General features: G+C 64.1%; 19 protein-coding genes and 1 other RNA gene. 13 read left to right on the top strand and 7 right to left on the bottom strand.

Annotation, left to right across the window (positions count from 1 at the left end; all coding sequences use genetic code 11):
- Window positions 1-74 precede the first annotated feature (74 nt).
- From KIH07_RS20450 to gyrA, 5 genes are all read right to left on the bottom strand, one after another.
- A complete protein-coding gene (locus KIH07_RS20450; protein WP_226493714.1) occupies window positions 75-2,123 on the bottom strand; it encodes a bifunctional 3-phosphoshikimate 1-carboxyvinyltransferase/cytidylate kinase in 2,049 nt (682 codons plus the stop codon).
- Between the two features lie 43 nt (window positions 2,124-2,166).
- Window positions 2,167-3,045: a prephenate dehydrogenase gene (locus KIH07_RS20445; protein ID WP_226493713.1), complete on the bottom strand. Its 879-nt coding sequence runs from the start codon at window positions 3,043-3,045 to the stop codon at window positions 2,167-2,169.
- A 61-nt stretch (window positions 3,046-3,106) separates the two neighbouring features.
- Window positions 3,107-4,204: a prephenate dehydratase gene (gene pheA, locus KIH07_RS20440; RefSeq protein WP_226493712.1), complete on the bottom strand. Its 1,098-nt coding sequence runs from the start codon at window positions 4,202-4,204 to the stop codon at window positions 3,107-3,109.
- 4 nt (window positions 4,205-4,208) lie between these two features.
- A complete protein-coding gene (serC, locus tag KIH07_RS20435) occupies window positions 4,209-5,315 on the bottom strand; it encodes a 3-phosphoserine/phosphohydroxythreonine transaminase (RefSeq protein ID WP_226493711.1) in 1,107 nt (368 codons plus the stop codon).
- A complete protein-coding gene (gene gyrA / locus KIH07_RS20430) occupies window positions 5,312-7,954 on the bottom strand; it encodes a DNA gyrase subunit A (RefSeq protein ID WP_226493710.1) in 2,643 nt (880 codons plus the stop codon). The genes serC and gyrA overlap by 4 nt, the downstream gene beginning before the upstream one ends.
- Before the next feature lie 263 nt (window positions 7,955-8,217).
- Between gyrA and ompA the strand changes: the two genes are divergently transcribed.
- The 6 genes from ompA to ssrA all read left to right on the top strand — a co-directional run bounded on the left by ompA (window position 8,218) and on the right by ssrA (window position 12,564).
- Window positions 8,218-8,871, top strand: a complete 654-nt coding sequence (ompA, locus tag KIH07_RS20425; RefSeq protein WP_319004834.1) for an outer membrane protein OmpA — start codon at window positions 8,218-8,220, stop codon at window positions 8,869-8,871.
- Between the two features lie 47 nt (window positions 8,872-8,918).
- The gene (locus KIH07_RS20420) at window positions 8,919-9,482 is read left to right on the top strand and encodes a hypothetical protein (protein ID WP_226493709.1); all 564 of its coding nucleotides are present in this window, start codon (window positions 8,919-8,921) and stop codon (window positions 9,480-9,482) included.
- A 95-nt stretch (window positions 9,483-9,577) separates the two neighbouring features.
- Window positions 9,578-10,759, top strand: coding sequence for a hypothetical protein (locus KIH07_RS20415; protein ID WP_226493708.1), 1,182 nt, complete (start codon window positions 9,578-9,580; stop codon window positions 10,757-10,759).
- 21 nt (window positions 10,760-10,780) lie between these two features.
- Complete coding sequence (gene ubiG, locus KIH07_RS20410) at window positions 10,781-11,488, top strand: bifunctional 2-polyprenyl-6-hydroxyphenol methylase/3-demethylubiquinol 3-O-methyltransferase UbiG (protein WP_226493707.1); 708 nt, start codon at window positions 10,781-10,783, stop codon at window positions 11,486-11,488.
- An 8-nt stretch (window positions 11,489-11,496) separates the two neighbouring features.
- A complete protein-coding gene (gph, locus tag KIH07_RS20405; protein ID WP_226494777.1) occupies window positions 11,497-12,162 on the top strand; it encodes a phosphoglycolate phosphatase in 666 nt (221 codons plus the stop codon).
- Window positions 12,163-12,175: 13 nt separating this feature from the next.
- Window positions 12,176-12,564, top strand: a transfer-messenger RNA (tmRNA) gene (gene ssrA / locus KIH07_RS20400).
- A gap of 40 nt (window positions 12,565-12,604) precedes the next feature.
- Here the strand turns inward: ssrA and KIH07_RS20395 are convergent.
- On the bottom strand, window positions 12,605-13,207 hold the full coding sequence (locus KIH07_RS20395) for a DUF2062 domain-containing protein (protein WP_226493706.1): 603 nt from the start codon (window positions 13,205-13,207) through the stop codon (window positions 12,605-12,607).
- Between the two features lie 87 nt (window positions 13,208-13,294).
- Here KIH07_RS20395 and KIH07_RS20390 point away from each other — a divergent pair, with 87 nt between their 5' ends.
- A complete protein-coding gene (locus KIH07_RS20390; RefSeq protein ID WP_226494776.1) occupies window positions 13,295-14,044 on the top strand; it encodes a 16S rRNA pseudouridine(516) synthase in 750 nt (249 codons plus the stop codon).
- Window positions 14,045-14,050: 6 nt separating this feature from the next.
- On the opposite strand, the gene KIH07_RS20385 is transcribed toward KIH07_RS20390, so the two are convergent.
- Window positions 14,051-14,650 carry a hypothetical protein gene (locus KIH07_RS20385; RefSeq protein WP_226493705.1) on the bottom strand — a complete coding sequence of 200 codons (600 nt, stop codon included), beginning with the start codon at window positions 14,648-14,650 and terminating at the stop codon, window positions 14,051-14,053.
- Window positions 14,651-15,200: 550 nt separating this feature from the next.
- Between KIH07_RS20385 and KIH07_RS20380 the strand changes: the two genes are divergently transcribed.
- From KIH07_RS20380 to ntrC, 6 genes are all read left to right on the top strand, one after another.
- Window positions 15,201-16,124: an EI24 domain-containing protein gene (locus tag KIH07_RS20380; RefSeq protein ID WP_226493704.1), complete on the top strand. Its 924-nt coding sequence runs from the start codon at window positions 15,201-15,203 to the stop codon at window positions 16,122-16,124.
- Window positions 16,125-16,142: 18 nt separating this feature from the next.
- Window positions 16,143-16,955, top strand: a complete 813-nt coding sequence (locus KIH07_RS20375; RefSeq protein ID WP_226493703.1) for a competence/damage-inducible protein A — start codon at window positions 16,143-16,145, stop codon at window positions 16,953-16,955.
- A 268-nt stretch (window positions 16,956-17,223) separates the two neighbouring features.
- Window positions 17,224-18,639 carry a type I glutamate--ammonia ligase gene (gene glnA / locus KIH07_RS20370; RefSeq protein WP_226493702.1) on the top strand — a complete coding sequence of 472 codons (1,416 nt, stop codon included), beginning with the start codon at window positions 17,224-17,226 and terminating at the stop codon, window positions 18,637-18,639.
- Between the two features lie 202 nt (window positions 18,640-18,841).
- Complete coding sequence (locus KIH07_RS20365; protein ID WP_413465781.1) at window positions 18,842-19,378, top strand: hypothetical protein; 537 nt, start codon at window positions 18,842-18,844, stop codon at window positions 19,376-19,378.
- Entirely contained in the window at window positions 19,375-20,520 is a 1,146-nt protein-coding gene (gene glnL / locus KIH07_RS20360) for a nitrogen regulation protein NR(II) (protein WP_413465810.1), read from the top strand. The genes KIH07_RS20365 and glnL overlap by 4 nt, the downstream gene beginning before the upstream one ends.
- A 44-nt stretch (window positions 20,521-20,564) precedes the next feature.
- A complete protein-coding gene (gene ntrC, locus KIH07_RS20355; RefSeq protein WP_226493701.1) occupies window positions 20,565-22,118 on the top strand; it encodes a nitrogen regulation protein NR(I) in 1,554 nt (517 codons plus the stop codon).
- Window positions 22,119-22,225 lie beyond the last annotated feature (107 nt).

The raw sequence follows: 22,225 nt of genomic DNA, 5'->3' as shown, positions 1-22,225 counted from the left end.
TTAAGTGAAAGAACCATCGGGCCTGCGGGCTGTGAACACCCGGCCGTGCCGTCTGGGCCATCAAGGTGGTGGACTCAGTTGCCCGAGAACACCGTTTTGCCCTGCCACCAGTTCAACACCTGCTGCACCGATTGCTCGACGTCCAGCCCGGAGTTGTCCAGTTGCAAGGCATCTTCGGCCGGCTTGAGTGGGGCGTGTGCCCGGGACGAATCCCGGTGGTCGCGCTTTTCCAAGTCTGCCAAAAGACTGGTGATGTTAGCAGCAATTCCCTTTGAAATCAACTGCTTATATCGCCGTTGGGCGCGCTGCTCGGCGCTTGCGGTGAGGTACACCTTGAGCGGCGCGTCCGGAAAGATCACGGTGCCCATGTCACGCCCATCGGCCACCAGCCCGGGCAGGCGGCGAAAACCGTGCTGCAGGGTCAGCAGGGCGGCGCGCACCTCGGGCACGGCCGACACGCGCGAGGCCGCCATGCCAGCCACTTCGCTGCGCAGCGCATCGCTCACGTCCACGCCATCGAGCCAGATGCGCGGGCCGTCAAAGCGCACCTGCAGCCCCGACGCCAATGTGCCCAGGCGCTGGGCCTGCTCGGGCTGGCGCAGATCGTCTTCGGCGGTGGACAAGCCGGCCTTGCCGGCCGCAAGGCCCACCAGCCGGTACAGGGCGCCGGAATCCAGCAGGTGGTAGCCCAGCCGTTGCGCGACCTCGGCCGCCAGGGTGCCCTTGCCGGAGGCGGTGGGGCCGTCGATGCAGATCACCGGGATGCGGGCGGCGTCTGCCTGGCACACGTCGAACAGGGCCTCGAAGTAGTCCGGGAAGGTCTTGGCCACGCATTTCGGGTCTTCGATGCGCACCGGCAGGCTTGCCGGGTTGAACGCCGCGAGCGAAAAGCACATGGCGACACGGTGGTCGTCGTAGGTGTGGATGGAGGCGGCCCGCCAGTGCGCCGGGGTGGCCGGTGGTGTGATGCGGATGAAGTCCGCGCCTTCTTCCACAGTGGCGCCGAGCTTGCGGCATTCGGTGGCCATGGCGACGATGCGATCGGTTTCTTTCACGCGCCAACTGGCGATGTTGCGCAGGGTGGTGGTGCCGTCGGCGTAGAGCGCCATCACGGCCAGCGTCATCGCCGCGTCCGGGATGTGGTTGCAGTCCAGCTCGATGGCCTTGAGTGGCCACAACCCACGCCGGATGTGCAGCCGGTTGGCCTCGCCGGTGATCTGCGCGCCCATCAGGCGGGCGGCCTCCACGAAGCGGATGTCGCCCTGGATGGAGGCCAGGCCCACGCCTTCGATGGTGATGCCGTCCCTGCCAGGTGTCGCGGGTGCCAGCGCACCCAGCGCGATGAAATAGCTGGCCGATGAAGCGTCGCCTTCGACGGGAATGCGCCCGGGCGAGGTGTAGCGGCTGCCCGCCGGAATGGTGAAGCGCGACCAGCCATCTCGCTGGACCTGGACGCCGAACCTTTCCAGCAGGTTGAGCGTGATTTCGATGTAGGGCCGGGAAATCAGTTCGCCGACCACGTCGATGTGGATATCCTTCCGGGCCACCAGAGGCAGGGCCAGCAGCAGGGCGGTGAGAAACTGGCTGGACACATCGCCGCGCACGCGGATGGGCGCATCGAGGTTCAACGCCTGCGGCTGACCATTGCCCAGCCGCAGGGGCGGATAACCTTCCTGACCGAGGCAGTCCACCGGGCAACCCAGCTGCCGCAGGGCGTCCACCAGGTCGCCGATCGGCCGCTCGTGCATGCGGGCGATGCCACTGAGCTCGAACGCGCCACCGTGCTGACTGGCCAGCAGCGCCAGGGCCGCGGTGAGCGGGCGCATGGCGGTGCCGGCGTTGCCCAGGAACAGCTGCGCGGTCTTCACGGGTAGCGCCCCACCCAGACCGTGCACCCGCAACGCGCCGTCGTCCTGGGGTTCGATGCGACAGCCCAACTGCGCGAGGGCCGCCAGCATCACGCGTGTGTCGTCCGAATCGAGCAGATCGGTGATGTCGGTGTGGCCCACGCTCAGTGCCGCCAGCAGCAAAACCCGGTTGGAGATGCTCTTGGAACCTGGCAGGCGGACGGCGCCGCCCGCGCTCTTCAATGGCGGAATGTCGAGATGGTCGATGGAGTACATGCGGAGGGCTTGCGGTGCGCGAGCGCCGGCGGAAACGATGGGCTCAACTGCGGGGTTTGATGGCGCTCATGCGCCAGTGGGCGCGTGAAGTGCTGGCGCGGTCAATCAGCGACTCCAGTGCATCCGGGTTGTCCGCGGCGATCGCGGTTTCAAAGGCATGCAGGGCACGCTGGAAGTGCCGGGACTGGGCGATGAGCTCTTCGCGGTTGGACATGAGGATGTCGCGCCAGATGCTCGGATCACTCGCCGCGATGCGGGTGAAGTCGCGAAAGCCAGGGCCGGCCAGCGAAAGGAACTCTTCGCCTTGCGGCTGCCCGGTGACGGCGTTCATCAAGGCAAACGCAATCATGTGCGGCAGGTGACTCACGGCCGCATAGGCGGCGTCGTGGGCCTCGGGCGTCATCTGTTTGACATGGCAGCCCAGCGCCGTCCAGACCGCGTGAGCCTTGTTCAGCTGGGCGGTCTGTGTGCGCTCAATGGGCGTCAGAATCACCTGGCGTCCGGTGTACAGATCCGCATCGGCGTTCTCCACGCCGGCGAGTTCCTTGCCTGTGATCGGGTGGGCGGGCACGAACACGCCGACCTGGTCACGCAGCACGCGGCGCGCGGCGTCGATCACCTCGCGCTTGGTCGAACCCACGTCCATGATGAGCGTGTCAGGGCCCACCAGGTGGCGAATGGCCTTGAAGGTCGTTTCGGTGGCCGACACCGGCACCGCCAGCAACACCAGGTCCGCGCCGCTGACCGCCAGCAGGGCCGAGGGCGCTTCCACATCGATCACGCCCATTTGACGTGCCCGTTCGGTGGTGGAAGGCGACTTGCTGTAGCCCACCACGCGCTTGACCAGCCCCGCCTTCTTGAGCGCGAGTGCGAATGAGCCACCCATCAGGCCGCAACCGATCAGTCCCAGTTGTTCAAACATCAAGAACCCCGCCGGGCAGCCCCAAAGGGGATAAAGAAGGTATGTGAAGGAGTGCGCTCATTCATTCGCTGACCGGGTACGCACCCAGCACCTTGTAGAACGCGCACAGCCCCTTCAGCTCCTCGAGGGCGGCCGCCACGTGCGGCTGCGAGGGGTGGCCCGCGATGTCGATGTAGAAGTAATACTCCCACTGCCCGGATTTGGCCGGACGCGACTCGAAGCGCGTCATGGACACGCCGTTGTTCTTCAGCGGCACCAGCAGGTCGTGCACCGCGCCCGGCCGGTTGGGCACCGACACCACGAGGCTGGTGCAATCCTTGCCGGTGGCGGGCGGCATGGCCAGTGTCTGCGGCAGGCAGATCACCGCGAAACGCGTGCGGTTGTAGGCCTCGTCCTGGATCGCATGGGCCACGATGTGCAGACCGAACTGCGCGGCGGCCCGTTCGCTGGCCAGCCCGGCCCAGGCCGGGTTGGTGGCGGCCAGGCGGGCGCCTTCGGCGTTGCTGTCCACGGCGCGGCGTTCGGCATGGGGCAGGTGCTGGCTCAGCCAGTTCTGGCATTGCGCGAGCGCCTGCGGGTGCGCCATGACGACCTCGATGCCTTTGAGGTCGTTCACCTGGCGCAGCAGGTTGTGCCGCACCAGCAGGCTGACCTCGCCCACGACATGCACCGGCGAGCGCAGGAACAGGTCCAGCGAACGGGCCACCACCCCTTCGGTGGAGTTTTCCATGCCCACCACGCCGTACTGGGCGGTGCCCGCCGCCGTGGCGTGGAACACCTCGTCGAAGTTGGCGCAGTAGATCAGGTTGGCGGCGCCACCGAAAAACTCGATCGCCGCCTGCTCGCAGAACGTTCCCTGCGGCCCGAGCACGGCGACCCGCTGCGGCGCTTCCAGCGCCAGACAGGCCGACATGATTTCGCGCCAGATGGACGCCACGTGCTGGTTGAGCAACGGCCCCTGGTTGGCCGCCTGGATTTTCTCGATGACCTGGGCGACGCGATCCGGGCGGAAGAAGGGCGAGCCTTCGGCGCGCTTGATCTCGCCCACCTGCTCGGCCACCCGCGCACGCTGGTTGAGCAGCGACAGCAACTGCTGGTCGAGCGAATCGATCTGGACGCGCAGGGCTCCGAGGGCCTCGGATTGTGTGGGTTGCGTCATGGCGTCAGGCCCGGGTTTTCTCGAAATCGCGCATGTAGGTCACCAGCGCTTGTACACCCGCCAGCGGCAAGGCGTTGTAGAGGCTGGCGCGCATGCCACCGACCGATTTGTGGCCCTTGAGCTGCAACAGGCCCGCGGCCTTCGCGCCGGCCAGGAAGGCCTCGTTGCGCGACTCGTCGCGCAGGAAAAAAGGCACGTTCATGCGCGAGCGGCAGTTCCGGGCCACCTTGTTGATGTACAGCTGCGACTGGTCGATGAAGTCGTAGAGCAGGGTGGCCTTGGCCAGATTGCGCTGCTCCATGGCCGCCACGCCGCGGAACTCACCCTCGCTCTGGCGCTTGAGCCACTGGAAGGTCAGGCCGGCCATGTAGATGGCGTAGGTAGGGGGCGTGTTGTACATGGATGCGTTGTCGGCCACGGTCTTGTAGTCGAACGCACTCGGGCAGATGGACAGCGCGTGCCCCAGCAGGTCCTCGCGCACCACCACCAGCGTGAGACCGGCTGGCCCCAGATTCTTCTGGGCGCCGCCAAAAGCCAGGCCGACACGCGACCAGTCAACCGGTCGCGATGCAACGTGCGAGGAAAAGTCGATCACCAGCGGCGCATCGCTGCCCAGCACTTTGAGGTCGGGCAACTGATGGACTTCGATCCCGTTGATGGTTTCGTTGCTGCAGAGGTGCACGTACTGGGCATCGCGGCTGAGCTGCCACGAAGCGGGGTCGGGCAACTCAGTGTGCGCTTCTGCCGCATTGCTGGCGGCCAGGCGGGCCTCGCAGTATTTGCCGGCCTCCTTGAACGACTTCTGGCTCCAGCTGCCGGTGACCACAAAGTCCACCACCCCGCCACGCGAGAGGTTCAGCGGAACGATAGCGTTTTCAGCCAGACCGCCGCCCTGCATGAACAGGATGCGGAAATGGGCCGGAACGGCCAGCAGTTCGCGCAGATCCGATTCGGCCGTCTCGATGATGGACATGAACTCCTTGCCGCGGTGGCTCATCTCCATCACGCTCATGCCGCTACCGTGCCAGTCGAGCATCTCGCTGGCCGCTTGCTGCAGCACCTCGGCCGGCATGGCGGCCGGACCGGCGGAAAAATTGTAGGGGCGCGTCATGGCGCTTCGGCGCCGGCGTCATCCGCCTCGCTCGGGTCGGCGAGCTCCGGCACGTTCGCATCGTTTTCCACGATGCGTTGCAGGCCGGAGAGCTCAGCGCCTTCATCCAGCGCGATCAGGGTCACCCCTTGCGTGGCCCGGCCCATTTCGCGGATCTCGCTCACGCGGGTGCGCACCAGCACACCCTTGTCGGTGATCAGCATGATCTCGTCGTCGCTGTGCACCAGCGTGGCGGCCACCACCTTGCCGTTGCGCTCACTTTGCTGGATCGCGATCATGCCCTTGGTGCCACGACCGTGGCGCGTGTACTCGCCAATCGGCGTGCGTTTTCCATAGCCATTGATGGTGGCGGTGAGCACGCTCTGTGCTTCGTCCTCGGCCACCAGCATGGCGATCACGCTCTGGCTGTCTTCGATCATCATGCCGCGAACACCACGCGCGTTGCGGCCCATCGGGCGCACATCGTTTTCGTCGAAACGCACGGCTTTGCCGCCATCGGAGAACAGCATCACGTCGTGCTGGCCATCGGTGAGTGCCGCTCCGATCAGGAAGTCGCCGTCGTCCAGGTCCACCGCGATGATGCCGGCCTTGCGCGGGTTGCTGAATTCGTCCAGCGCGGTCTTCTTGACCGTGCCCATGGACGTGGCCATGAACACAAAACGGTCGGACGGGAAGCTGCGCATCTCACCGGTCAGCGGCAGCACCACGTTGATCTTCTCGCCTTCCTGCAGCGGGAACATGTTGACGATGGGGCGGCCGCGCGAACCACGCGAACCCGCCGGAACTTCCCAAACCTTGAGCCAGTACAGGCGGCCCCGGTTGGAGAAGCACAGGATGTAGTCGTGCGTGTTGGCGATGAAGAGCTGGTCGATCCAGTCGTCTTCCTTGGTGGCCGTGGCCTGCTTGCCGCGACCGCCGCGCTTCTGCGCCCGGTATTCGGAGAGAGGCTGGCTCTTGATGTAGCCGCTGTGACTGAGCGTGACCACCATGTCGGTGGGCGTGATCAGGTCCTCGGTGGAGAGGTCCTGTGCGCTGTGTTCGATCTCGCTGCGGCGAGCGCCCAGCTTGGTCTGGCCAAACTCGACCTTCACTTCCGTCAGCTCTTCGCCAATGATGGCGGACACGCGCTCGGGCCGCGCCAGGATGTCGAGCAGATCGTCGATCTCGCCCATGACCTCCTTGTACTCGGCCACGATCTTGTCCTGCTCCAGGCCGGTCAGGCGCTGCAGGCGCATCTGCAGGATTTCCTGCGCCTGGGTTTCGGACAGGCGGTACAGACCATCACTGCCCATGCCAAAGGCTTTTTCGAGTCCATCCGGACGGTAGTCGTCGGCGTTGATCACACCGCCATCGGCGCGCGTGCGGGTCAACATTTCGCGGACCAACTGGCTGTCCCAGGGACGGGCCATCAACTCGGCCTTGGCCACCGGCGGTGTGGGCGACTCGCGGATGATGCGGATGAAGTCGTCGATATTGGCCAGCGCAACGGCCAGGCCTTCCAGCACATGACCACGCTCGCGGGCCTTGCGCAGGTTGAACACCGTGCGGCGCGTCACCACTTCACGGCGGTGCTCCAGGAACACCTGGATCAGGTCCTTGAGGTTGCACAGGCGCGGCTGGCCATCGATCAGCGCCACCATGTTGATACCAAAGGTGTCCTGCAGCTGGGTCTGCTTGTACAGGTTGTTGAGCACCACCTCGGGCACCTCACCCCGCTTGAGCTCGATCACCAGGCGCATGCCGGACTTGTCCGACTCGTCCTGAATGTGGCTGATGCCTTCGATCTTCTTCTCGTGCACGAGTTCGGCGATGCGCTCCTGGAGGGTCTTCTTGTTGACCTGGTAGGGCAGCTCGTCCACGATGATGGACTGGCGCTGGCCTTTGTCAATGTCTTCGAAGTGGCACTTGGCACGCATCACCACGCGTCCGCGTCCGGTGCGGTAACCGTCCCGAACACCATTCATGCCGTAGATGATGCCCGCGGTGGGGAAGTCGGGCGCCGGCACGATTTCCATCAGTTCGTCAATGGAGGCTTCCGGGTGCTTCAGCAGATGCAGGCAGGCATCGACCACCTCGTTGAGGTTGTGCGGCGGGATGTTGGTCGCCATGCCCACAGCGATACCGGACGATCCGTTGACCAGCAGGTTGGGCAAACGCGAGGGCAGCACCAAGGGCTCTTTTTCGGAGCCGTCGTAGTTGGGGCCGAAGTTGACCGTCTCCTTGTCGATGTCGGCCAGCATTTCGTGGGCGATCTTCGACAGCCGGATTTCGGTGTAGCGCATGGCCGCGGCGTTGTCACCGTCCACCGAACCGAAGTTGCCCTGGCCATCGACCAGCATGTGGCGCAACGAGAAGTCCTGCGCCATGCGGACGATGGTGTCGTAAACCGCGCTGTCACCATGCGGATGGTATTTACCGATGACGTCACCAACGATGCGCGCCGATTTTTTGTACGCACGGTTCCAATCGTTGTTCAGCTCGTGCATGGCAAACAGCACGCGCCTGTGCACCGGCTTGAGCCCGTCGCGTGCGTCTGGCAAGGCACGACCAACGATCACGCTCATGGCGTAATCGAGGTAGCTGCGTCGCATCTCCTCTTCAAGACTGATGGGCAGGGTCTCTTTGGCGAACTGTGTCATGAACGGGTGCTGGTGTACGGATGTGAGCCAAAAGGCAACCGCTCATTTTAGTGGTGGCGTGGCACAGGCCCTGATCGGTAGGTCTGTTGTGCCTCAACAACGAATGACTTGGAGAAGCAGAATGTGGTTACAACACGGTATGGCAGCGCACAGATGGCTATAGTTTGCTTGTGGCACAATAAATTCAACGTTTTGAGTGGTGGTCACTTCAAGCGTCACTGTCGATAGCAGCCCCATTTGGGGCAATACCAAGAGGAAAAACCATGAATAAACTGAACAAAGTGGCAATGTTGATTGCATCCGCTGCTCTGGCAACTAGTGCTTTCGCTGCGCCCTCCAGTGGCACCGAAACCAATGACAACTGGCGCAGTGGCCATGGCAATCTTCAATGGAAGAACGGCGACGGCACCCTGTGCTGGCGCAATTCCAGCTGGACGCCTGCCACGGCGGCCAAGGATTGTGATGGCGCCATTGTGCCGGCCCCGGCACCCGCACCCGCTCCAGTGGCCGCGCCTGCTCCCGCTCCGGCCCCAGCTGCACCTGCTCCCGCTCCGGTGGCCACCAAGGTGACCTACGCTGCAGACGCATTCTTTGACTTCGACAAGGCTGTGCTCAAGCCCGAAGGCAAAGCCAAGCTGGATGATTTGGCTGGCAAGGTTTCCGGCATCAATCTGGAAGTGGTGATTGCCGTGGGTCATACCGACTCCGTTGGCTCTGACAAATACAACCAGTCGCTGTCCAATCGCCGCGCCGAGGCTGTCAAAGCTTACTTGGTGAGCAAAGGCATCGAAAGCAATCGCATCTACACCGAAGGCAAGGGCGAGTCCCAGCCGGTGGCCGATAACGGCACCCGCGAAGGTCGCGCCAAGAACCGTCGCGTGGAAGTGGAAGTTGTCGGTACGCGCGCTGGCAAATAAGTCTCCTTTGCTGCGTTTCTGACGCAAGGCCCCATGTGTGAAAGCACATGGGGCTTTTTTCTGGTCGTCGATCCATGAATCGGTTTTTGTTTTTCCTGTGGTGTCTGTCGCTGGTTGCCTGTGGCGCACCTTCGGAAAGACCTGCTGAAGGTCTGTATGACCGGTATCCGGTGCGTGAAGCGACCGGGCTTGAACGTCACTGTCTGCTGATGGGCTCTGTCGAGGCGCAAACGAGGGCCACCGTGGTGATGCTGTTGTCGCCTCGCATGGCGTACAGCCTTCTCGAATGGCCTCGCATGAAGGCCGCGGCAGAAGAGGCCCACTTCCAAGTGCTTGCGTGGAAAGACCCACGGGTGACCGCGTCCGAGTGGGATGACGCCTTGGCTGCGTCCGGGCTCGACAGCGTCGACCGCCAACGGCTCCATGACCAGCCGGTTTTGTGCCATTCGGTCTGGAATCGAGTGGATCACCTGCCTTTCAGCCTGGTATTTCTTGGCTCCAGTGTGCATGCGTGGCCCATCCTGGGCGTCATGCCCGATACCGCTTGGCGGGATTCCCTCGAGCTCCGGCGCCAAGCCTTGCTGCATGCAGAGCCGAAAGGTGCCAGGTGAGGGTATTGGCCCACCCTGGGGGTCCCCAAGTGACGCTCAAGGAAGCTGCCTCTGATCGGCTGCGTTGCCTGTCCAGGTGCCGGGCGGGGCGCTTGATGGCACTGGCCGGTGCGTTGTGCCTGGGAACCGCCACCGGGCAAGCCGACACCCCTGGTCAGGATGCGTGCATTGATCCTGTCAGCTATCTCGCGCTCGATCCGGACGTGGTCGGGAAGGACAGCAATGGCATCGCAGCCCTGGGGACCTACGAGCGCATCAGCCCGGACGGACGTTTCGTGTTGAGGTCTTTTTCAGGCAGCTTGTTCGGACAGGTGTCCCTGATCGAGTTGCCGGCCGAACCACAGGGGGGGTTGCAAGCCTACCGCACGCCCTTGAGCAATGAGGCGTTTCCGGTGCAGGGGAGCTGGCGCTTCCTGGTGGACGTGAACGGGAGCCACTACCGGTTGTCGGATGTCCTGCGCCGGCAGCAAAAGGCGCAACCCTTGTTTTCGGGGGGGATGCGGGGGTTCTATGCCGCAGCCTCGGAGCTTCCCGCGGAGAAGAGTACAGATCCGTCGTTGATCTGGATCCGGTCCATGAGTTGGCCGCAGGGGGACCGTTCGGGGCAGGGGACGGGCCCGCTGCAGGTCCGGACCCTGGGGTTGCGAGACCGCGGTGGGCAGGTTGATATCGTGCACGATACCGGTGCGCAGTTCATCTGTGCTCAAAGGCAGAGCGTCGATGGCAATGTGTACACATTGCCCATGATCTCGGTGGATGGCCTGGAGTTTTCCGCCATACCGATCAATCCGCGACAGGGCCGGCCGAGCATGCGCGTTTATGGTTTGGCTGCGGGGGCGCTGGACGAACAGCATCCCTGCGATCTGAAATGGGACCTGCGCGCCACCCCTGGAAAGGCCGTGTTTGGATTTGCGACCCATGCCCCTGCGATGTTGGTCTACACCTCCAATTCCAGTGTGTACTTTCTCGATCGGCGTCTGCCTCCCGAGGCCGGAGCTTTCCAAGTGGAAGATTGGCGGACATTGGTGCTGGCCAGCGCCTTCCCCGGGCTGACCCGCGATGGGCGCATCGTCTTTGGGGCGACCTGGAAAGACTGTCCGCCCGATGGACCGTGTGTGGGACGCTCCGGTTACGTCGTGGCAGATCCCTACCAGAACCCTGCGTACCGGAACCATTGGAAGGCCCGAAACGCGACTGCGCCCAAGGCCTGCATCACTCGGCGGGAGGTCGTGGCGGAGCGGCGGCGTTTTGCCGATCAGCACGGTCTGGTACCCTGAAGCCGTGTGAAAATTGACCGCATGAATCCAACTGTCAATGCCGATCCCGCCGAACTGGCCAAATTCTCTGACCTTGCCCATCGTTGGTGGGATCCCGAGAGCGAATTCAGGCCCTTGCACCAGATCAATCCCTTGCGTCTGGGCTGGATCGACGGTCTGGCCAGCCTGAGTGGCAAAAACGTGCTCGATGTGGGGTGTGGGGGCGGCATCCTGTCGGATTCAATGGCACGCAAGGGCGCAGAGGTCACGGGCATCGATCTGGCCGTCAAGGCGCTCAAGGTGGCCCAGCTCCATGCGTTGGAGGCGGGGACGCAGCACGTGAGCTACCGGGAAATCAGCGCTGAGGCGCTGGCGCAGGAGCAGCCCGGTGCCTTTGATGTGGTGACCTGCATGGAAATGCTGGAGCACGTGCCGGACCCGGCTTCCGTGGTTCGAGCCTGCTCGGCGCTGGTGAAACCCGGTGGATGGGTGTTTTTCTCCACCATCAACCGCAACCCGAAGTCGTTCCTGTTTGCCATCGTGGGCGCCGAATACCTGCTGCAGATGCTGCCCAAGGGCACGCACGAGTACGCCAAGATGATTCGACCCAGCGAGTTGGCGAGCCATTGCCGTGCTGCCGGGCTGGAGCTGACGCAGACGCGTGGCATGGAATTCAACCCGCTCACCCAGCGCTACTGGCTGAGTCAGGACACCAGCGTGAACTACCTGATCGCGACACGAAAGCCATGACCGATCGCGTGTTCCGCGGTATTCGGGCCGTGCTGTTCGACCTGGATGGCACTCTGATCGACAGCGCGCCCGATCTGGGCGCGGCGGCCGACGCCATGCGCACACAGCGCGGCCTGGCCCCGCTGCCACTGGAGCGCTACCGGCCCTTGGCTGGCGCTGGGGCTCGGGGCATGTTGCGTGTGGCTTTTGACATCGACCCGGATCATGCTGGGTATGAGCCGCTCAAACAGGAGTTCTTTGCCCACTACGAAGCCTGCCTGACGCAGCGCACCCAGCCTTTCATGGAGGTGGATCGCCTGTTGGCGGCGCTGGTGCAGGGAGGACTGCTTTGGGGAGTGGTGACCAACAAATCGCAGCGTTTCACCACGCCGTTGACCCAGGCCATGCGGCTTTTTGACACCGCAGGCACCATCGTCAGCGGTGACACGACGCCCCATGCCAAACCCCATCCCGAGCCCTTGCTGGAGGCGGCTCGGCGCCTGGGGGTGTTGCCGGCGCAGTGCCTTTACGTGGGGGACGATCAGCGCGACATCCAGGCCGGGCAGGCTGCAGGCATGCCCACCGTGGCCGCACACTACGGTTACCTCGGACTGGGGGCCGACGCATCGGCCTGGGGTGCCGACGCCGAGGTTTTTTCACCCCTTCAGGTCTTGCAATTGCTGGAACTGCCTTAAACTTGGTTGCTCAGGGGCTGCACTGGTTTCGACGTGGGTTCGGACACGCAGCAGGGCATGTCGAGGTTCTGTCACCTCGTAAAACCGCAGAAAAAAACTAACTGCAAACGACGAACGTTTCGCACTCGCCGCTTAATTGCCGGTGAGCTTTGCAACAGCAGGCCTATGGGCTGGGCAAGGGTTCAAACGGCGCAAGCCGCGAGAGTCCAGGCTGCAAAGATAATTCAATAGGCTGGTTGGGCGTCGGGTAACTTGGCGCACAACAAGATTCAAGGTTGCTGGCGTCCTGTGTAGCGTGCCGCTGCGCGATTCAGGAAGCGAGACTCAAATCAGACGGCTACACATGTAGAACTGCGCGAAGAAGGCTTGCGGACGGGGGTTCAAATCCCCCCAGCTCCACCACACACTCAGCCCCGGGGCTCCGATGCCCCGGGTTTTGCTTTCAATCCCCCAAAGACTTTCCACCGACCGCATCGCGGTGTGCGCGCTCGCGCAACCGTCCGCGGCGCGTCCAGCGGGTTTTGAGTATCCACAGCGCGCTCGTCAGGAAATAGACGGCCAGGCCACTGGCGGTGGCGATGATGGACAGACCCACCACCAATGGCTTGCCCACGGTCTTCAGCTTGCGGGCCCAGTGCACCAATTGATCGGTCCAGCCCTGCTCCGGTGCGGGCGTTGCTTGGGTTCCTTCCAGCAGATCCATGGCCTGCGCTTCCGTGAGCGCGGGCTCTCCCAGAATCCTTTTGCCGAGTCGGTAGGCGCCGTAGTACACCGGCCCAAAGGTCACCGGGTTCGTCACCAGGGTGCTGGCCACCGCCATGGGGAGGTTGGCCCGCAAAAGAACCGCCACGGTGGCCGATACCGGGATTTGGGCCACGGGGATCAGCAGCCCAAAGAAGATGCCCAGCGCCAGCCCGAGGGCGATGCCTTTGCGGCTGAAATGCCAGAGTCGGGGGTGGTGCAGAACGGGTCCCAGCCATCGCAGCCACCGGTTCTGGCGCACGGTCTCCGGCTTGGGGAGCCACTTCTTGAATGTATGTTTCACCGATCGAGCACCTGATGCAGTTTTCGCTCCTATTCTGGCCGATGCGTTGGGGCGCCGCCTGGCAGCGGTGACAATCCACTCACCATGATGCAGTTACAGGACATTCTTTTTTCCCAGGGCTTTGGCACACGCCGTGTTTGTTGTGGGCTGGTACAGCAGGGGCTGGTTCAGGTCGGGGCCGAGCGAGCCGTTTGCACGGACCCGACCCGCGAGTTGGAGGAGCACGGTCTGGAGTTCTGGGTGCAGGGGGAGCGCTGGAACTACCATGCGCTGGCCTACCTCATGCTGCACAAACCGGCAGGCTATGAGTGCTCACAAAAGCCCAGCACCTACCCGAGCGTCTACACCCTGTTGCCGGGGCCGTTGCGCAGCCGGGGAGGCGGCGCGGCGGCAGGGGTGCAGGCGGTGGGGCGGCTGGACCAGGACACCACCGGCTTGCTGCTGTTGTCCGACGACGGCAAGTTCATCCACCGCATGACCTCGCCCCGGCACCATGTGCCGAAGGTGTACGAGGTGCAGGTCAAGCACCCGCTGGATGATCGCCAGGTGGCCCGCTTGCTCGAAGGCGTGGTGCTCGATGACGATCCCAGGCCGGTGCGGGCCGCGGCCTGTCAGGCCGTGACCGATCACCACCTGCGTTTGACGTTGACCGACGGCAAGTACCACCAGGTCAAGCGCATGGTGGCTGCGGTGAGCAACCGGGTGGAAGGGTTGCACCGGTCTTCCATGGGACAACTGGTGCTGCCCGCCGATCTGTTGCCTGGCCAGTGGCGCTGGCTCACGAGCGGGGAGGTGTCGGCCCTCACGCAGAAGGTCGGCGCTCCCGCTGGCACCTGAGCTGGTTCAGAGCAGATCGCCCTTGCGGCTGTCCAGGGGGACCAGGAACGAGTTTTCCTGCCACTGGGAACCCAGGACGCTGTTGGGCGCCTGACCGGTCGTGCTGTTGGGCCAGGTGGACAGCGGGCTGAAGTCGCTTTGCCGGTTGCTGCGCTGGCGCGAGATGGCCGAGCGCAGGTTGGTCTGCGCGGCAATGATGGCCCGCTCTTCCTGTTCACGCTCTCGCATGGATTGAACGGTGGGCGATTCACCCAGGAATTCGGCCCGGATTTCCGCCACCGTCGGCAGAGCGTTGGACCGCACCACCCAGTAGGGCAGGCCACACTGGGTCAGCAGCGAGTGCTTGAGCAGGCGGGTGCTGCGTGGCAACGGCAGGCGCCCGGGCACGTCCAGGCAACCCACCACGCGGCCGTCTGCTTTGCAGACCGTGAACGTGCAGTACACCCCCCCGAGCAATCGGTACCAATGCATGCCCTGTTCTCTGTCTCGCGGCAGCGTGAAGCGGGTCACCGGCAGCTTGATCATGATGTGGTGGTCGTAGAAAGCCCGCGCCAGCCAGTGCCAGACGCGCGCCTCTTCGCTGTTGGCGATGGCCCGTGTGCTCAAGGGCCAATGCTTGGGCATGCGCCTTTGGCGTCGGGTTCGTCTGGCTTCCCAGGCTCGATGCAGCAGCGCGCCCAGCACCAGAAGTGCAGGGATCAGCGCTGCAAGCAGCCATGGGTTGGACCAGAAGTTCATAAGCAATTCGTTGTTCGTATTGTCTGTATCAAAGTGTATGGATATCGCTCATAAAGAAACCGACCAGAGGCGCGACTGCAACGCTGTTTGTGTGAATTCCTTTGGGTTTGGGTAGCTCCTCGCAGGCTGACCACGCCCGTGGGATCGCCTGGGGCGTGGTAAAAGCCAGTCGCTGGAGAATCAGGGCTTGGTGTCGCAACCCGGCCATGGCCGCCGGACCGCCTTATTTGGGCGTGGCATGGTGGCTCGTGCTTGGGACCAAGAATTGTGCCCAGAAGCGCGGGTGCTGCCTATCCCGCAAATGGGGTACCCATCGCCCCCAAGCCTGAAACGTCGGGGCCACCGCGCTGCGGGCCGTATCCACCGGCGGGTATTCTTGTGAGCTGGGGGCGTATGGAGTCCCTGTATTCTTGTCCCTATGAAGTTGCTGTTCGATTCGTTTTGGCGCGCCGTCGCCTACTGCATGCATCCGCGCGTGATCGCGCTCTCGTTCCTGCCCCTGATCCTGATGGTGCTGGTGTCGTTCGGGCTGGGCTACTTTTTCTGGGAGGGGGCGGTGGCGTCCGTGGCCGCCTGGCTGGAGGCCTACGAGCTGATGCAGGCCTTGCTCAGCTGGCTCGACCGCGTGGGCATGGGCTCGCTGCGCACGGTGTTTGCGCCGTTGCTGGTGCTGGTGCTGGCCACACCGGTCATCGTGTTGTCGTGCCTGCTGCTGGTGGCTGTGCTCATGACGCCGGCCATGGTGTCTCTGGTGGGGCAGCGGCGCTTTGCCACGCTGGAGCGCAAGCACGGCGGTTCGCTGCTGGCGAGTGTGTTGTGGTCGCTCGGGTCCACCGTGCTCGCGGTGCTGGTGCTGGTGATGTCCATACCGCTGTGGTTGGTCCCTCCCATGGTGTTGATCCTGCCCCCGCTGATCTGGGGCTGGCTCACCTACCGGGTCTTTGCCTTTGACGCGCTGGCCGAACATGCCAGCGCCGATGAGCGCAAGCGCATCCTGCGTGAGCATCGGGGCAGCTTTTTGCTCATGGGGGTGCTCAGCGGCTATCTGGGAGCGGCGCCCAGCCTGTTATGGGCGTCGGGGGCCATGGTCATTGCATTGGCGCCGCTGCTGGTGCCGGTTGCGATCTGGATCTACACCCTGGTGTTCGCGTTTGCATCGCTCTGGTTTGCGCATTTCGCGCTGGCCGCACTGCAGCATTTGCGGGCAACCTCGCCGCGCGATGCGTCCGAGGCCCAGATGAGCAGCGCCGACGCGGCCGTGCCGAGGCCATTGAATCTGCCCGCCGCGGGGCCCGCGGAAGACCAGGGCCTGCCGCCGCCTGGCACCATGGGACCTCTCTGAATGCCATCAAAAACGACCATGCCACCTCCTTTCGGACTCATCATCATCGGAGACGAAATCCTCTCCGGCAAACGGGCCGACAAACACCTGCCCAAAGTCATTGAGCTGCTGGCCGCCCGCGGGCTGTCGCTGGCCTGGGCCCGTTGTGTGGGGGATGACCGCGAGCGCATCACAGCCACACTGCGCGATGCGTTCGCCAGCGCCGACGTGGTGTTTTCCTGCGGCGGCATTGGCGCCACGCCCGATGACCACACCCGCCAATGCGCTGCCGCCGCTCTGGGCGTGGCGCTGCATTTGCATCCCGAGGCGCGCGACCTGATCGAGCAGCGCATGCGCGACATCGCCGCCGAGCAAGGGCAGGTTTTTGACCCTGAGCGTGCCGACAACGTGCATCGCTACAACATGGGTGTGTTTCCGGTGGGCGCGCGGATCATCCACAACCCCTACAACCGGATTCCGGGCTTCTCGTGCGACGGCCCTGGCGGTGGTGTGGTGCATTTCGTGCCCGGGTTTCCCGTGATGGCCTGGCCCATGATCGAAGCCGTGCTGGATCAGCAGTACCGCCATTGGCAACGCCCCGGCACCTGGCTGGAGCGTTCGGTGGTGGTCATGGGCACGATGGAGGCCACCCTCACGCCGCTCATGGAGCGTATCGAAGAGACGCATCCGGTCAAGGTGTTCAGTCTGCCCAGCGTGGACCACCCGGAGTTCGGTCGGCACATCGAACTGGGGGTCAAGGGCACGCCGGTGGCCGTGGAGGCGGCCTTTGGCGATCTGTTGTCGGGTCTGCAGGCCTGTGGCGCCGAGCTTGGCCCTGAAATGGTGCGTTGAATGATTGCACCACATGGGTGCTATTTTGTGAATTGCACTGCATTGGTGCTTTTTGTGTGAAGAGCGTTGCTGTTTTGTCCGCACATCCTGGCGTTGCCTGTTTTAAACCGGTGCGTCCGATCTTGATGGTGCACCGCCTCGGCGATAATTCCGCCCGAGCAAGCGGGATTGGCATTCCGGGTCTGTGTCGCGCGTCATGCAATGGCACAAATACTGCTTAACTCGTACGTCGTTTTTATTTCCACTCACCCAGCTACAGGAGTATTTGATGGCCAAGACCGTCGCAGACGTGATGCAAATGGTGAAAGACAACGAAGTCAAGTTTGTTGACTTCCGTTTCACCGACACCCGGGGCAAAGAGCAGCACGTGACCGTGCCTGTTTCCCACTTCGACGAAGACAAATTCACCTCGGGCCACGCGTTCGACGGTTCTTCGGTGGCTGGCTGGAAGGGCATCGAAGCCTCGGACATGCAGCTCATGCCCGACCCCAGCACCGCCAACATCGATCCGTTCTACGAAGAAACCACCCTATTCCTGCAGTGCGACGTGATCGAGCCCGGTGACGGTAAGGCCTACGACCGCGATCCGCGTTCCATCGCCAAGCGCGCCGAAGCCTACCTCAAGGCCTCCGGCCTGGGCGACACCGCTTTCTTCGGACCGGAACCCGAATTCTTCATCTTCGACGGCGTGCGCTGGAGCAACGAACCCGGTCGCGTGATGTATGAGATCGAAGAGTACGAAGCCCCCTGGAACAGCGGCGCCAAGCTCGAAGGCGGCAACCGCGGCCACCGTCCCACCGTCAAGGGCGGCTACTTCCCCGTGCCCCCGGTCGACAGCACGCAAGACATGCGCGCCGAGATGTCCCTGATCCTCGAATCGCTGGGCATCCCGGTCGAAGTGTTCCACCACGAAGTGGCGGGCGCTGGCCAGAACGAAATCGGTACCAAGTTCAGCACGCTCGTCGAGCGCGCCGACTGGACCCAGGTCCTGAAGTACGTGGTGCAGAACGTGGCCAACGCCTACGGCAAGACCGCGACCTTCATGCCCAAGCCTTACGCGGGCGACAACGGCTCGGGCATGCACGTGCACCAGTCGATCTGGAAAGATGGCAAGAACCTCTTCGCCGGTGACGGCTATGCGGGCCTGAGCGACTTCGCGCTGTTCTACATCGGCGGCATCATCAAGCACGCCCGTGCCCTGAACGCCATCACCAACCCCGGCACGAACTCGTACAAGCGTCTGGTGCCCGGCTTCGAAGCTCCGGTGAAGCTGGCCTACTCGGCCCGCAACCGCTCGGCCTCGATCCGCATCCCGTACGTGGCCAACCCCAAGGGGCGCCGCATCGAAGCCCGTTTCCCCGATCCTTCTGCCAACCCCTACCTGTGCTTCTCGGCGCTGATGATGGCGGGTCTGGACGGCGTGGAGAACAAGATCCACCCGGGCGAAGCCGCCACCAAGGATCTGTACCACCTGCCGCCGGAGGAAGACAAGCTGGTCCCCACCGTGTGCCACAGCCTCGACCAGGCGCTGGACTACCTCGACAAGGACCGCGGTTTCCTGACCAAGGGCGGTGTGTTCACCGACTCTATGCTCGATGCCTACATCGAACTGAAGATGGCCGAAGTCACGCGTTTCCGCATGGCGCCGCACCCGGTCGAATTCGACATGTACTACAGCCTGTAAAGGCCGGCCCGGCTTGGCCGGGTTGTTCTCACCGGGTCCACGGCTACCGTGGACCCCATGCAAAAGGGACGGCAGACGCCGTCCCTTTTGCATGGGGTGAGGCAAATTCACCACCCTGCGCTGGGACGCAGGCACTTTTTGGACGGTTTTCGGTCATACTGAAATGTGATGAACACGCGCCGCCGGCGCTTGGAGAGACGTGTTGTTGATTCCCTTGCCTCCCTACGCTATTCGTTGGTTGATTGCCGGTGCAGCTGGTTTGTTTGTGGTTCAGGCGCAGGCCCAGGAACGCATTTACCGCTGCGGCAACGAATACACCAACAACGCCCAGGTGGCCAAAAACCGTGGCTGCAAGCTGATGGAGGGAGGCAACATTACCATCGTGCAGGGCATCACGCCGCAGGCCAGCCGGCCCGCCGCCGCCACGCCCGCCGCGCGTGGGGGGGGTGAGCAGCGCATCAACTCTCCAGAGCAGCGTGCCCGTGACAGCGACGCGCGTGCCATTCTCGCGGCGGAGCTGCGCAAAGCCGAAGAGCGTCTGGCGCAGGCCCAAAAGGAGTACGCCAACGGCGAGCCCGAGAAGCAGGGCATTGAATCGCGCAACTACCAGCGCTATCTGGACCGCGTGGCCGAGCTCAAGGCGGCCGTGGCCCGGGCCGAGGCCGATGTGGCGGGTATCCGCCGCGAATTGAGCCGACTCGATGGTTCCGCGGGCTCCCCCGGAACTGCCGCAAAATAAGCGGCTTGAAAAAGCCAGCCCCCCCCACCCCATCCCTTTCCGCGGACAGCCCCGCAGCGCCTGCCCGGCCGGTGGCGCGGCCTGCGGCCAACGCGCTGCGTTTCCATTCGCTGGATCTGCTGGCCACCCTGGTGGCCGTGGTCGCTTCCGACGGCGCCATTCTGTATGCCAACGCGGCACTGGAGGATGCGCTGGGCATGTCACGACGCAGCATCACCGGCGCTTTGCTGCAAGACTGCTTCACCGAACCCACGCTGTTGCAGAGCGCCTTGAGCGGCGCCCGCGGCAACGAATTTGCCGCGCTGCGTTACGACGCCTGGCTCCGGCGTGCGACGCACGAGCCGTTGCCCGTGCATGTGGTGGTGGCACAGACCGAAACCCCGGGGGAGGTCATCGTCGAGCTGCTGCCGCTGGAGCAGCAGACCCGGCAGGAACGCGAAGAGCGTTTGATCGACCAGGCGCAGGCCAACAAGGAGCTGATCCGCAACCTCGCGCACGAGATCAAGAACCCGCTGGGCGGCATCCGCGGCGCGGCGCAACTGCTGCAGATGGAGCTGGAGTCCAAGGAGCTGATCGAATACACGCAGGTCATCATCCACGAGGCGGACCGCTTGCAGTCGCTGGTGGACCGGCTGCTGGCGCCACACCGGCGCCCGCACGTGGTGGGCGACGTGAACATCCACGAGGTGTGTGAGCGCGTGCGCTCGCTGATCGTGGCCGAGTTTCCCAAGGGCCTGCGCGTGGTGCGCGACTACGACACATCCATCCCCGAGTTCCGGGGCGACCGCGAACAGCTGATCCAGGCGGTGCTCAACATCGCGCACAACGCGGCCCAGGCGCTGGGCGAGCGCATCGCGGAGGGCGACGCGCAGATCACGTTCCGCACGCGGGTGGGGCGGCAAGTGACCTTCGGCAAGCAGCGTTATCGGCTGGCACTGGAATTGCATGTGATCGACAACGGGCCTGGGGTTCCAGACTCGATCAAGGACCGCATCTTTTTCCCGCTGGTGTCGGGGCGCGATGGCGGCTCCGGCCTTGGCCTCACGCTGGCACAAACCTTTGTCCAGCAGCACCATGGTCTGATCGAGTGTGAGAGCGTCCCGGGTCACACGGATTTCAAACTGCTGATTCCGTTGCCATGAAACCGAACTCACAACGCCGCGCCTGACGAAGGGACACAGAACACATGAAGCCGATCTGGATAGTGGATGACGACCAATCGATCCGCTTCGTGCTAGAGAAAGCGCTGTTGCGCGAGAACCTGCCGACCCGCAGTTTCACGAACCCCCAGGAGGTCCTCAAGGCTTTGACGGACACCCCCGAAAGTGAAGGCCCGCAGATCCTGGTGAGCGACATCCGCATGCCCGGTGGCTCGGGGCTGGATCTGCTGGAGAAGGTCAAGGAAAAGCTCCCCGGCCTGCCGGTCATCATCATGACCGCGTTTTCCGATCTGGACAGCGCGGTGTCGGCTTTTCAGGGCGGTGCCTTCGAGTACCTGCCCAAGCCGTTTGACCTGCCCAAGGCGATCGAGCTGATCCGCCGCGCGGTGGAGGAAAGCCAGCGCGAGGAGGTGTCCGAAGAGCGCATGAGCGCGGCGCCCGAAATGCTCGGGCAGGCGCCCGCCATGCAGGACGTGTTTCGCGCCATCGGGCGCCTGAGCCAGAGCCAGGTCACGGTGCTCATCACCGGCGAGTCCGGGTCGGGCAAGGAGCTGGTGGCGCGTGCGCTGCACAAGCATTCGCCGCGCTCGGCCGGCCCCTTCGTGGCCATCAACACCGCCGCGATTCCCAAGGACCTGCTGGAATCCGAACTGTTCGGCCATGAGCGCGGCGCCTTCACCGGGGCACAGACCATGCGCCGCGGTCGCTTCGAGCAGGCCGATGGCGGCACGCTGTTCCTCGACGAGATCGGCGATATGCCGTTTGATCTGCAGACCCGGCTGCTGCGCGTGTTGTCCGACGGGCATTTCTACCGCGTGGGGGGCCACAGCGCGGTGCGCGCCAACGTGCGCGTGATCGCCGCCACCCACCAGAACCTGGAGCAGCGCGTCAAGGAAGGGGTGTTCCGCGAAGACCTGTTCCATCGGCTCAACGTGATCCGCTTGCGTCTGCCCGCGCTGCGCGAGCGGCGTGAAGACGTGCCCATGCTCACGCGCTTTTTCCTGCAGCAGAGCGCCACGCAACTGGGTGTGGAGCCCAAGCGCATTTCAGAGGCGGCACTGCGGCTGCTGGGCACGTTCGACTTCCCGGGCAACGTGCGCCAGCTGGAAAACGTGTGCCACTGGCTGACCGTCATGGCGCCGGCCCAGGTGATCGAACTCAAGGACCTGCCCCCCGAAGTGCTGGCGTTGGCGGGTACGGCGGCCAGTCCGGCCATGGCGGCGCCAGAAGCCGCGCCGTCGATCCCGGTCGTTCCAGAGGCGCTGACGGCGCCCCAGCCACAGGCCCTGGTGCAGCCGCTTCATGCCGAGCCGATGGTGTTCGCGCCGAGCGAGCCGCTCACGGCGGTGCCTGTGGTCGGCGTGCCTCAGGCGTGGGAAGCGGGCCTGCAGGCCGAGGCCCAGGCCTTGCTGGCGGAGGGGCGCACCGACGTGTGGGACGTGCTCACGCGCCGGTTCGAGACGCGGTTGATCCAGACCGCGCTGGCCAGTACCCGGGGGCGCCGCATCGAGGCGGCGCACAAGCTGGGGATTGGCCGCAACACCATCACGCGCAAGATCCAGGAATTGAATCTGGAGTGACCCCCCGCGGCGCTTCGCGCCACCCCCTGCAGGGGGCAATGCCTGCGGCCTGGCGAAACCAGTTCCGCGGCATTCTGGGTTGAGGCATTTCGCGCCGGCGGCGCCTT

Origin of the sequence: Hydrogenophaga taeniospiralis, from assembly GCF_020510445.1 — a bacterium.
In the GTDB taxonomy this organism is placed as follows: Bacteria; Pseudomonadota; Gammaproteobacteria; order Burkholderiales; family Burkholderiaceae_C; genus Hydrogenophaga.
Note: the sequence above shows the minus strand (reverse complement) of the source record. Positions and strands in the feature narration are given on the sequence as shown.

Coding starts and splice junctions, on each gene's coding strand:
- KIH07_RS20450 (WP_226493714.1), bottom strand. CDS start 2,123: ATGTACTCCATCGACCATCTCGACATTCCGCCATTGAAGAGCGCGGGC.
- KIH07_RS20445 (WP_226493713.1), bottom strand. CDS start 3,045: ATGTTTGAACAACTGGGACTGATCGGTTGCGGCCTGATGGGTGGCTCA.
- pheA (WP_226493712.1), bottom strand. CDS start 4,204: ATGACGCAACCCACACAATCCGAGGCCCTCGGAGCCCTGCGCGTCCAG.
- serC (WP_226493711.1), bottom strand. CDS start 5,315: ATGACGCGCCCCTACAATTTTTCCGCCGGTCCGGCCGCCATGCCGGCC.
- gyrA (WP_226493710.1), bottom strand. CDS start 7,954: ATGACACAGTTCGCCAAAGAGACCCTGCCCATCAGTCTTGAAGAGGAG.
- ompA (WP_319004834.1), top strand. CDS start 8,218: ATGAATAAACTGAACAAAGTGGCAATGTTGATTGCATCCGCTGCTCTG.
- KIH07_RS20420 (WP_226493709.1), top strand. CDS start 8,919: ATGGGGCTTTTTTCTGGTCGTCGATCCATGAATCGGTTTTTGTTTTTC.
- KIH07_RS20415 (WP_226493708.1), top strand. CDS start 9,578: ATGGCACTGGCCGGTGCGTTGTGCCTGGGAACCGCCACCGGGCAAGCC.
- ubiG (WP_226493707.1), top strand. CDS start 10,781: ATGAATCCAACTGTCAATGCCGATCCCGCCGAACTGGCCAAATTCTCT.
- KIH07_RS20390 (WP_226494776.1), top strand. CDS start 13,295: ATGCAGTTACAGGACATTCTTTTTTCCCAGGGCTTTGGCACACGCCGT.
- KIH07_RS20380 (WP_226493704.1), top strand. CDS start 15,201: ATGAAGTTGCTGTTCGATTCGTTTTGGCGCGCCGTCGCCTACTGCATG.
- KIH07_RS20375 (WP_226493703.1), top strand. CDS start 16,143: ATGCCACCTCCTTTCGGACTCATCATCATCGGAGACGAAATCCTCTCC.
- glnA (WP_226493702.1), top strand. CDS start 17,224: ATGGCCAAGACCGTCGCAGACGTGATGCAAATGGTGAAAGACAACGAA.
- ntrC (WP_226493701.1), top strand. CDS start 20,565: ATGAAGCCGATCTGGATAGTGGATGACGACCAATCGATCCGCTTCGTG.